Annotated in this window: 7 protein-coding genes, 3 tRNA genes and 1 pseudogene; 5 read left to right on the forward strand and 6 right to left on the reverse strand. The window is 63.5% G+C overall.

What is annotated here, in order from left to right:
- The first annotated feature begins 96 nt into the window (after window positions 1-96).
- Together BJD12_RS02290 and BJD12_RS02295 are read left to right on the forward strand one after the other, a co-directional pair.
- Window positions 97-172 (forward strand) — tRNA-Ala (locus BJD12_RS02290).
- Between the two features lie 47 nt (window positions 173-219).
- A tRNA-Glu gene (locus tag BJD12_RS02295) sits at window positions 220-295 on the forward strand.
- 224 nt (window positions 296-519) lie between these two features.
- Here BJD12_RS02295 and BJD12_RS02300 read toward each other — a convergent pair.
- Both BJD12_RS02300 and BJD12_RS02305 read right to left on the reverse strand, forming a co-directional pair.
- Window positions 520-696, reverse strand: coding sequence for a hypothetical protein (locus BJD12_RS02300; protein ID WP_074059492.1), 177 nt, complete (start codon window positions 694-696; stop codon window positions 520-522).
- Between the two features lie 347 nt (window positions 697-1,043).
- A tRNA-Leu gene (locus BJD12_RS02305) sits at window positions 1,044-1,130 on the reverse strand.
- Window positions 1,131-1,268: 138 nt separating this feature from the next.
- Here BJD12_RS02305 and BJD12_RS02310 point away from each other — a divergent pair.
- On the forward strand, window positions 1,269-1,649 hold the full coding sequence (locus tag BJD12_RS02310) for a response regulator (protein WP_005995422.1): 381 nt from the start codon (window positions 1,269-1,271) through the stop codon (window positions 1,647-1,649).
- A gap of 282 nt (window positions 1,650-1,931) precedes the next feature.
- Window positions 1,932-5,507 (forward strand): annotated as a pseudogene (locus tag BJD12_RS02315) (PAS domain S-box protein); the annotation flags it as partial.
- A gap of 583 nt (window positions 5,508-6,090) precedes the next feature.
- On the opposite strand, the gene BJD12_RS02320 reads toward BJD12_RS02315, so the two are convergent.
- Both BJD12_RS02320 and BJD12_RS02325 read right to left on the reverse strand, forming a co-directional pair.
- Window positions 6,091-8,454 carry a Tex family protein gene (locus BJD12_RS02320; protein ID WP_005995420.1) on the reverse strand — a complete coding sequence of 788 codons (2,364 nt, stop codon included), beginning with the start codon at window positions 8,452-8,454 and terminating at the stop codon, window positions 6,091-6,093.
- Window positions 8,455-8,555: 101 nt separating this feature from the next.
- The gene (locus BJD12_RS02325) at window positions 8,556-8,783 is read right to left on the reverse strand and encodes a hypothetical protein (RefSeq protein ID WP_005995419.1); all 228 of its coding nucleotides are present in this window, start codon (window positions 8,781-8,783) and stop codon (window positions 8,556-8,558) included.
- A gap of 188 nt (window positions 8,784-8,971) precedes the next feature.
- Between BJD12_RS02325 and BJD12_RS02330 the strand changes: the two genes are divergently transcribed.
- Window positions 8,972-10,183, forward strand: coding sequence for an NAD(P)/FAD-dependent oxidoreductase (locus BJD12_RS02330; protein WP_005995418.1), 1,212 nt, complete (start codon window positions 8,972-8,974; stop codon window positions 10,181-10,183).
- 190 nt (window positions 10,184-10,373) lie between these two features.
- On the opposite strand, the gene BJD12_RS02335 is transcribed toward BJD12_RS02330, so the two are convergent.
- On the reverse strand, window positions 10,374-10,850 hold the full coding sequence (locus BJD12_RS02335) for a hypothetical protein (RefSeq protein WP_074059299.1): 477 nt from the start codon (window positions 10,848-10,850) through the stop codon (window positions 10,374-10,376).
- On the reverse strand, window positions 10,820-11,017 hold the full coding sequence (locus BJD12_RS02340) for a PspC domain-containing protein (protein ID WP_005995416.1): 198 nt from the start codon (window positions 11,015-11,017) through the stop codon (window positions 10,820-10,822). The genes BJD12_RS02335 and BJD12_RS02340 overlap by 31 nt, the downstream gene beginning before the upstream one ends.
- Between the last annotated feature and the right edge of the window lie 6 nt (window positions 11,018-11,023).

Genomic DNA, 11,023 nt, shown 5'->3' on the forward strand with positions numbered 1-11,023 from the left:
CCGGCGCCACTGCGCCTTCCGGCGAGAGGCAAAAAGTTTCCGCATCGCTTTGCAAACCACCAAGACTTCGTTATGATTGCCGGCTCGCAGCAACGCGGGGCCATAGCTCAGCTGGGAGAGCGCCTGCATGGCATGCAGGAGGTCGGCGGTTCGATCCCGCCTGGCTCCACCACTTCAGACATTAGGCCGTCTGGAATGGACAACGAGGTTTTGATACGCGTCCCCATCGTCTAGAGGCCTAGGACACCACCCTTTCACGGTGGACACCGGGGTTCGAATCCCCGTGGGGACGCCAATCATCCAAAAGCCCCGGTGATGCCGGGGCTTTTTTTTGCTTATCTTGCCGTGCTCAGCAGTGGTGCCCGGGTACAACTTGCTTGGACAGAAGCGTCCAACCGCTGCAGGCGTTGATCACCACGCAAGTCAGCACGCGCGTAACGACTCATGCCATGAGCTTGCGGTGCCGGCCGACTCGTCTCATGCACACACGCATTGCCACGTAGCACTTGCATGGCAAGATCAGGTCTGACCGTCGTCCAACGCCTTGCGACCCTCATGGGTCAGATCGATGTCGCCGTCTTCTGCTTGCGTGGCATAGCCCGCACGCACCGCCCAGCTGCCTTCCTCATCGGATACTGGCTTGGTGTCGTGGATGTCGCGAAGAATGCGCAACTGCTGAGAGGAATCGAAATCCATGGTGGCCACCCGCTTGAAGAGAGACCACCACAGTACGGACCTGGCGTGATGGCTGCGTGCCTGCAACATCATCAGGTACCGCTGTTGCGCGCGCAAACGTTCACGTCAGTCACGCGCAATGACTGCCATCAAGTGACGGATTGAGGCCGACGAGATACAGCGCAAAGACGCAGGCCACGAGCTACGAGCGGGCAAGATTGATGCCGCCCGCTGCGGACGAACGCCTCACGATCGCCCCGGCCGTACAAAGCGCAGGAGGAAGCGATCGCCACGCATAGCAAAACGATAGATAGCAAAAAGCCCCTCCGGATTGCTCCGGAAGGGCTTTCGCTGTTACTGCAACATCTTGGTGCCGAAGGTGGGACTCGAACCCACACGCTTTTAAGGGCGGCGGATTTTGAGTCCGCTGCGTCTACCGATTCCGCCACTTCGGCGTGGCCGCGCAGTATAGCGGCTTGCGAATGAAACGAACAGTGTCAGGACACTCCTGACGAATTCAGGTGCAAGCGGTGTCGGCAGCACTGAGGCCGGCCGGCCCCGATATACTGGCCGACTTGGTGAAGGAGTAAGCAATGTCGGTGTTGCGTGGAGTTCGGGTACTCGTGGTCGAAAACGATGACATGAATGCCATGCTGCTCGAGTTGCAGCTTGTTCACGCAGGTGCAGCCGTGGTCGGCCCCGTCGGCGAGGTGCAGGATGCGCTGCAATTGATTCGGGCCGATGCCCCGGATATCGCCGTGCTGGACTATCGTCTGGGCAACGGCCAGACCAGCGAGCCGGTTGCCCGCCTGCTGTCGGAACGCGGCATTCCCTTTGTGCTGGCCACCGGCGTTGCCAGTGGCAGCATTCCCACCGGCTTCGAGCGTGGCGTCATCCTGACCAAGCCCTATCTGTCCGAAGAACTGGTCGGCGCCCTGTCGCGTGCGCGGCAGTTGAGCCGCACCAATAGCTGATTCCGCGCCGCACCCTGACCGCGGGCCGGCGCTCTAGTTGCCAGCCGAGCGGTTGTCACTAGAATCAGGCATCGAAGATTCGCAGGTGGTTGCTGGATGGAGAGTGCCGCGGCGCCGTTTGCCGGCCTGTTACCGGAGACGAGCGAAACTGCAGCATTGGTCGTGGCGTCCGCATGCGCCGCCGACCCACTGCTCTGCCGCAGCCAGGCACTGCGCACCGCGCTGTCGGTGTGCCTGCACGCGCATCACCCGATGTTGCTGGTCTGGGGCGAGCGCGCGCACTGCATCTATAACGACGCCTGCATCGTTTCGTTCGGCCCACGGCACCCTGCTGCATTCGGCCAGCCACTTGCCGAACTGTCGGCCACCGACTTGGGCGCCGATGTCGCACATACTGCATTGAATCTGTCGACATGGTCGTGCAGCCCGATCCTGGAGGCCGGCAAGCAGGTCGGTGCGTTGTATGTAGCGACATCGCCTGCACTGGGTGCGCACGCGTGGCGTAGCAACGTGGTGGCACCTGCAGCACCGCCAGCGCTCGATCAATCCCCTGCCTTCATGGCAGTGCTACGTGGCCCGGACTACATCATCGAAAGCGTCAATCAACGCTTCCACGCTCTTGTCGGGGAGCGTCCGTTGCTTGGCCGCCCCTTGGTGGAGGCGATGCCTGAGATCGTCGATCAAGGGTATCTCGGCCTGCTCGACGAGGTCCGTCGTAGTGGCCAGCCCTTTATCGGCGAATCGATGACGGCCCATCTGCAGCGCACGCCTGGCAGCGCGCTCGATGAAACGTTCGTGGACTTTCTGTACCAGCCGATGCGCGACAACGCCGGTCGCGTCGATGCGATTCTGGTGCATGGGTTCGATGTCACCGAGCATCGGCGCGTAGAGCGGCGCGACAGTTTTCTGTTGATGCTTGAAGACGCCTTGCAACATGTCTCTGAGCCGCGGCACATCATCGACACCAGTGTGCGCCTGCTGGGCGAACATTTACGGGCCAACCGCTGTGCGTTCGGATTGGCAGCCGCCGACGGAAGCACCATGCACGTGATCAGCGACCATGTGCAGGACATGCCGAGCCTGCAAGGCGACTTCCCGATGGAAGCGGCCCAAGGCTTGCGCGATGCACTACTGGCAAACCGCCCCTGGTTCACCACCGATGCGATGGCGCCGGGTGCGCCGGACTATGTGGCCGAGCAGTATCGCCACTCCGGCCTGCGCGCTTCGCTGGCGATACCGCTGCATAAACATGGCCAGCTGGTTGCGGCAATCGGAGTGCATCAACGCGCGCCGCGGCGCTGGCTGTCGACTGAGGTCGAGCTGGTGCGGCTGGTGGCGGCACGCTGTTGGGAATCGATGCAGCGGGCCAAGGCGCAGCAGCAACTGGCTGCCAGCGAAGCGCGCCTGCGTCGCCTTGCCGATACCTTGCCGCAGATCATCTTCATTGCCGGGCCGGATGGCCAGCCACAGTATTTCAATCAACGCTGGTACGAATACACCGGGCTTGACCCGACTAGCCATGAGAACGCGGCCTGGCATCGGGCCCACACCGCTGAGGGCCTGAAGCTGTCCGTGCAGGCGTGGCAGGACGCGCTGGTTGACGCACGCGCCTACGAGATCGAATGCGAATTGCTGCGGCATGACGGCCAGGCGCGTTGGCACTTGGCCCGCGCTTTGCCCGTGCGCGGCGACGACGGCTGCATCAGCGAATGGATCGGCACCTATACAGACATCCATGATCGCCGCACTTTCGAGCAGCAACTGCGCGAGAGCGAAATCCGTTTCCGTGCGCTGTGCGAGACGGTGCCGGCGATGATCTGGATGGCCGACGCACAAGGCGCCTGCATGTACTGGAACCCGCGCTGGTACCACTTCACCGGACAGGCCGAAGATCAGGCGCTGGATCAAGGCTGGTGGGATGTGATCCACCCGGACGATGCCGGACGCGTGCGACTGGCGTTCGAGCAGGCACTGGAACGGCGCGGCGAATTCTTGGCCGAGTACAGGGTACGCCGCCACGACGGACAGTACCGCTGGTGCATCGACACCGCGTCGCCGCATTTCGCCAGCGATGGGCGCTTTCTCGGGCATATCGGCTCGCTCACCGATATCTCCGAACGCAAGCACATCGAAGATGCCACTGCGTCCGATCGCGCGATCCTGAGCCTGATCACTACCGGCGCACCGTTGCCGCTGGTGCTCGATGCGATTGCGTTGAGCGTGGAGGCGCGTGGTGAGATTGCGTTGTATTGCTCTGTGATGGTGCTGGACGAGGTACGGCATACCTTGAGCTTCGGCTCGGCACCACACTTTCCGAGCGCTTACCGAGGCGACTTCGAGCCGTCACCGATCGGTCTGGATGGGCCACCTTGCGCACGCGCTGCACATCTTGGTCGGCAAATCATCTGTGCCGATATCCAGGCCGATCCAAGTTTCAGCCGCCATCATGCGATCTCGGCGACGCTTGGCATCGTGGCGTGCTGCGTGACGCCGATCTTGTCCAGCGATGGCCAGGTGCTGGGCACGCTCAACATCTACTACGATCGCCCACATTCGCCGTCGTTGCGCGAGCAGGCGATGGCGCGCTCAGCATCGCACCTGGCCGGCATCGTGATCGAACGTACCCGTGTGGATGCCAAGCTCGCGTTGTCGCTGCAGGCGGAAACCGCTGCGCGTGGTCAGGCCGAACACGCCAGCCGGGTCAAGGACGAATTCTTGGCCACGCTCAGCCATGAACTGCGCACGCCGTTGAACGCAATCCTGGGCTGGTCGCGACTGATGCAGTCGCAGAATTTCGCGCCAGAGAACCTGGCAAATGGCCTGGTCATCATCGAGCGTAGCGCGCGTGCGCAGACGCAGATCATCGACGACCTGCTGGACATGAGCGCGATCCTGTCCGGCAAGATCCGTCTGCAGCCCGAACATTTCGACATTGCCGGGCTGGCGCGCAGCACGGTGGAACTGATGCAGCCGGCCGCACTGGCACGCGAGATCGCGCTGGAGCTGGATGCGCCGGCCGGCAGCGAACTGTGGTTTTTTGGCGATGCCGGGCGCTTGCAGCAAGTGCTCACTAATCTGCTCAGCAATGCGCTCAAGTTCACTGCGTCGGGCGGCAACGTGCGCGTGGGACTGGACGTCGAGGACGGACGTCTGCGGCTATGCGTGCAGGACAGCGGGATCGGCATCGCGCCCGAGTTCCTGCCGCATGTGTTCGATCGCTTTCGGCAGGCAGATGCCGGCACCACACGTCGGGTTGGCGGGCTGGGGCTGGGCTTGTCGATCTCGCGGCAGTTGGTGGACCTGCATGGTGGCAGCCTTGGGGCCTCCAGCGCTGGCGAGGGAAAGGGCGCGTTGTTCACGATCGTACTGCCGTTCGAGCATGGGGTCAGTGGTCTGCGCCCACCTTCGGCAGAGTCGAGCCAGCCTGGGCCACTTCCGACCGATTGCCATGGGCGGCTGGACGGCGTGCGGGTGCTGCTGGTCGACGACGATCAGGATTCGCGCGAGGCGGTGTTGCAGTTTCTGCTACTTGCCGGCGCACAGGTACAGGCGGCCGGCTCGGTGGATGCGGCCGAACAGTGTCTGGCTTCTGCGACATTCGACGTGCTGGTCAGCGATATCGCGATGCCGCTGCGCGATGGTTACGATCTGATCCGCACCGTGCGCGCCGGTCGTGCCGATCTGCCGCGGCATATCCCGGCAATCGCGCTGACTGCCTACGTGCGCGAAGAAGACCGCGACCGTGCAGTGACGGCCGGTTTCGATGCGCATATGGGTAAACCGGTGGAGCCGCCGGGATTGGTTGATCTGATCGAAGGCCTAGTGGTGCCGACGCGCCGGGTGCCGGGAATGGCGTGAGATCGCCTGACGGCGGCAGATAAAAAGAATGCAGGCAAGGAGCAGGACGAATGCCAAGGCCCCGATCGCGAATGCAGAAGTGCTTGCAGGGGCGCGCCGTCCGACACGCCGGCACGCTTCAACTGCCACCCGACTGCTTTCCAGGCTGCATCTGCACCATGGGATTCGAGTCGTAGCGTCGCTTATTGGATGCAGTCAAAAGCTCAGATCGTCGAGGGCGCAGCCCTCGCCGCTTGCAGGACACGCCGTGAATCCATCCGTGGAGACTCCGTGCTGCATCCATGCCGTCACAGGGTCCCGCAAGCGACGAGGACACCGCACCAGGGAGTTGGCTGGTCGCGTTATTGAAAACCGTGCCCACCGACCATCGAACCGGTCCTTGCCCGCCCGCCATCGCCGGACTTATGCGGCACCGATGCCGCATAAGAGGAGCCTGCAGGGAGGCACTTTAGGTCGTGTCCCGCGATGGCGGGCGGGCAAGGGTCATGCAGTCACGTTGCACATCAGCCGCTCTACACCCGATCTGCAACGTTGCTGTCCAATCCAATCACTTCAAGCCAGTCGCCACGCCAGGCGGCATGACTCAGCTGCGCTTGGCGCGCGCGAACGCCGCCGCCAGTGCGTTATCGGCCGGCGGCGCCGTGATCCGCGGCTTGCTGTTGCCGGGCGCCGCCCCGCGTCCACCACCGTCGCGACGGCCCTGCCCCGGCCCCCCGTTGCCACGCGCATCGCGCGACTGCGCCGCACCATCGGCCGCTGGCGGCGTGTCGGACAGGCGGCAGGTCAGTGCGATGCGCTTACGGGCGACGTCCACTTCCAGTACCTTGACCTTGACGATATCGCCAGCTTTGACCACATCGCGCGGATCCTTGACGAAGGTGTCCGACAACGCCGAGATATGCACCAAGCCATCCTGGTGCACGCCGATATCGACGAAGGCACCGAACGCGGCCACGTTGCTGACCACACCTTCCAGCACCATGCCCGGCTTAAGGTGCTTGATGTCCTCGATGCCCTCGGCGAACTGCGCGGCCTTGAACTCCGGGCGCGGGTCGCGGCCTGGTTTTTCCAGCTCTTTCAGGATGTCGCGCACGGTCGGCACACCGAACTGCGCATCGGTGAACAGCTCGGGCTTCAGGCCACGCAGGAAACTGCCATCGCCCAGCAACGCCTTGATCGGCTTGCCGGTGTTGCTCACGATCCGCTCGACCACCGGATAGGCTTCCGGATGCACTGCCGACACATCCAGCGGCTCGTCGCCATCGGCGATACGCAAAAACCCGGCGCATTGTTCGAAGGTCTTGTCGCCCAGGCGCGGCACCTTGAGCAGATCCTTGCGGCGCTTGAACGGCCCGTTGTCGTCGCGATGGCGCACGATGTTTTCCGCCACCGTGCTGGACAGGCCTGAGACCCGCGACAGCAGCGCCGCCGATGCGGTGTTGACGTAGACGCCAACGGCGTTGACGCAGTCTTCCACGCGCGCCTCCAGCGCCTTGGCCAGACGATACTGGTCGACGTCATGCTGGTACTGGCCCACGCCGATCGCCTTGGGCTCGATCTTGACCAGCTCGGCCAGCGGGTCCTGCAGGCGCCGGGCGATCGACACCGCGCCGCGCAGCGAGACATCCAGCTCCGGAAATTCCTTGGCGGCAAACTCGGACGCCGAATACACCGACGCCCCCGCTTCGCTGACCACGACCTTCTGCAATTTGGCCGCCCCGCACAACGCAATCGCTTCACCGGCCAGCTTGTCGGTCTCGCGGCTGGCGGTGCCGTTGCCGATCGCGATCAGCTCCACATTGTGCTGCATGCACAGCTTTTTGATGGTCTGCAGCGACTGGTCCCATTGCCGCTTGGGTTCGTGCGGATAAATCGTCTCGGTGGCCACCAGCTTGCCGGTAGCATCGACCACGGCGATCTTGCAGCCGGTGCGGATGCCCGGGTCCAGCCCCAGCACCACGCGCGGGCCGGCAGGCGCCGCCAGCATCAGGTCCTTGAGGTTGTCGCCGAACACGGCGATTGCTTCGGCCTCGGCCTTTTCGCGGGCCTGGTTGAACAGGTCCAGCAGCAGGTGCATGTGCAGCTTGGCGCGCCAGGTCAGCCGGCAGGCGTCCAGCAACCAGCGATCGGCCGGACGGCCCTGGTTGGAAATGCCGGCACTGCGCGCCACGCGGCCTTCGGCGTACTGATGCCCGGCTTCGGCATCACTGCCCGGGTCCAGGTCCAGATACAGAAACTCCTCGCGGCGCGCGCGAAACAGCGCCAGCAGGCGGTGTGACGGAATTTTTGCCAGCGACTCGGCGTGGTCGAAATAGTCGCGGTACTTGGCACCGGCCTCTTCCTTGCCCTCGGCCACGCGCGCGCGAATCACGCCGTTGTCGTTGAGCCAGCTGCGCAATTCGCCTACCAGCGCAGCATCTTCGCCCCAGCGCTCCATCAGGATCGCGCGGGCGCCTTCCAGCGCGGCCTTGATGTCGGCAACGCCCTTGTCGGCGTCGATGAATGCGGCGGCGGCAACCTCCGGCGCCTGCGTCGGGTCGGCCAGCAAGCCATCGGCCAGCGGCTCCAGCCCGGCTTCGCGCGCGATCTGCGCACGCGTGCGGCGCTTGGGCTTGTAGGGCAGATACAGATCTTCCAGCCGCGACTTGGTGTCGGCAGCGGCGATCTCGTCGCGCAGTTCATCGCTGAGCTTGCCCTGCTCGCCAATGCTGGACAGGATCGCCGCGCGGCGGTCTTCCAGTTCGCGCAGATAGGTCAGGCGCGTTTCCAGGTTACGCAGCTGGGTATCGTCCAGGCCGCCGGTAACCTCTTTTCGGTAGCGGGCGATGAACGGAACGCTGGCGCCTTCGTCGAGAAGAGCGATGGCGGCGCGCGCCTGGGCGGGTTGGGCACCGATCTCGTCGGCAATGGTGCGAGCAATCTGCTGGGCAAGCTGGCTATCGTGCATGACGGCGCGGAATAAACCGCTTCACTGAAAAAATGCATTTTCGCAGTGCAAGCCCGCCACGGAAACCCGTTGACAGCGCCCCCGTAAATCTATGCCGCCGCTCAGCTGGCGCGGTGCGCGTAATGGGTGGCTGCGCGCTCGACCAAAATGCTCTCGTGCAGCGATTCCAATGCCATCACGCGGATCTTGCCCACGTCCTTCAGCGGCACCATCCGTTCCACATAGATCTCAGGCCCGGCGGCGGTCATTGCCCGCGACTTGCTGAATCCGTAAGGCACTACACCCTTGTCGCCATCTTTGCTGCCACCGACGTACAGGACAATCGACATACCACACCCTTTTGTTGCAGTTGCTGCATTTGGGGCGCGAGCATAACCAGCGCGCTGTGAGGAGCTTTCCACGCACGTTAACGCTGGCTGTTTGCGGTTTAGTGACGGCCTAAAAGCCGAGCTCGCCTCACCAACGCTTCACCCCGCTTGACCGCCCAATGCGAGCTCACCCGTTTGCACGACATCGCATGGACCTCAAAAGTGGCTACCCGTTCTGGTCGATCCGTAACGGATTGACGCGTACCTATCCACGGCTGGAGCAAGACACCCGGAGCGAGGTGGTGATTGTGGGCGGTGGCGTGACTGCAGCGTTGATCGCCCACGAGCTGCTGCGCAATGGCCACGAGGTGGTGGTGATCGAACAACGCGAAATCGGATGGGGGAGCACATCTGCCAGCACGGCATTGCTTCAGTACGAAATCGATACGCTGATGATCGACCTTGCCAAGCAATATGGCATGCGGTCTGCCGCGCTCGCTTACAACGCTTGTGCGCGGGCCATCGTCGATCTACAGGAACTGTGCGAGAGCTTGGGCGGCTGCGACTTCACCCGCCAGGACAGCCTGTACTACGCCAGCCGTGCGCGCGACCTCAAAGGACTACGTCAGGAGCTCGATGCACGTCAGCAACATGGACTCCCGGTGGAATGGATCGACCGCGAACCGTTGTGGCATCACTATGGCGTACGCTCCCACGGCGCGATCCTCAGCCGCCTGGCCGCCAGCGTCGACCCGTACAGGCTGTGCTATCGGCTGTTTGCCGAATGCGAGCAATACGGCGCACGCATCTTCGATCGCACCACCATCGCCTCCATCGTCCCGCACGATCAACATGTCGAACTACGCACGCAGGAAGGAGTCATCCTGCGCGCCAAACACGTGATCATGGCGGCAGGCTATGGAAACCGGCAATGGCTGTCGCAGCGTGTAGCACGCAACCGCAGCAGCTACGCCTTCGTGACCGACCCGCTGCACGACAACGAAATGGGCGCGCTTAAGCACACCATGATGTGGGAGAGCGCACGCCCCTATCTGTACGTGCGCAGCACGCCCGACGGACGCGTGATAGCGGGCGGCGAAGACGACAGCATGGACATCCCCGCGCGCCGCGACGCACGCGTGCAAAGCAAAATGAAGATTTTGCTGAAAAAGATCGGCGAGACCATGCCGGACGTGCGTCTGCGCCCGGTGTTTTCGTGGGGCGGCACGTTCGCCGAAACCGCCGACGGCCTGCCGTTCTTCGGCACGCATACCGAGCTAGGGCCGCGCGTCGCGTTTGCGATGGCCTACGGCGGCAACGGCATCACCTACAGCGCCATCGGTGCCGGCCTGCTGCGTGCGCAACTGGAAGGCAAGCCGCATCCGTTGTCCGAGCTGTTCGGGTTTTCGCGATTGGGTTGAGGCCCGCCTTGCTGCGACGCAGGCGCCGAGCGCGCTGCTCGCAGCCATGCACGACCGCCATAACCAGCAGTTGTCAGGCTGTGGTGGACAACACGCCGCCTCCGGAGCGTGCGGTTTCCATGCATCGAGCACCGACCGCGCTGGCATGGCAGCTGCGCAGTGGCTTACTAATCGTTCGCCGATGGAGTGGCTAGAACGACCATGGCCACCAACCACGGCCGTGCATCGCGTAGGTGTCGGCCGCCCGTTCCAGCGGATTGCGCACATGGATGCCACCGCACGCTAGATACACCGGCAGGAATAACGGACCTAGCAGCATGTATTGATAGACATGGGCGCGCTCGTGATCGCCCAGACGCACCGGCGGATGCTCGCAACGGCCGGCGGCGTGCGCATAGGTGCTGCATTGCAGATCCAGCGACGTTCCCTTGAGCAGGATCACATTGCCCAGTGTCATCGCCCCGCCCGGCCCCCAGGGCCAGGCATGAAAGACAAGCGCAAGCTCCTGTGCCGACCAGCACGGTCGCGCCCCGAAACAACTGCCGATAGCGCCGATCAACAGGCCAAGCGCAGTATTGGGCAGCGTCCACAACGCACCCAGCACCACCAATGCCGATCGCGCGTGCCGCGACGGGCTCAGTCGGCCTGATTGGGGATCAGCAGCCACAGAATCAGATAGACCAGGATGCCGGGGAACGCGGCCGAGGCGATCGAGACAATCACAAACAAGATGCGCAGCAGCGTGGAGCTCCAGGCGAAACGGCGCGCGATGCCTCCGACCACACCGGCGATCATGCGGTCGTTGAGGGAACGGGACAGTGCAGTGGTGGCCATGAGAAG

The sequence above is a fragment of the Xanthomonas vesicatoria ATCC 35937 genome (assembly GCF_001908725.1).
Taxonomy (GTDB): Bacteria; Pseudomonadota; Gammaproteobacteria; order Xanthomonadales; family Xanthomonadaceae; genus Xanthomonas; species Xanthomonas vesicatoria.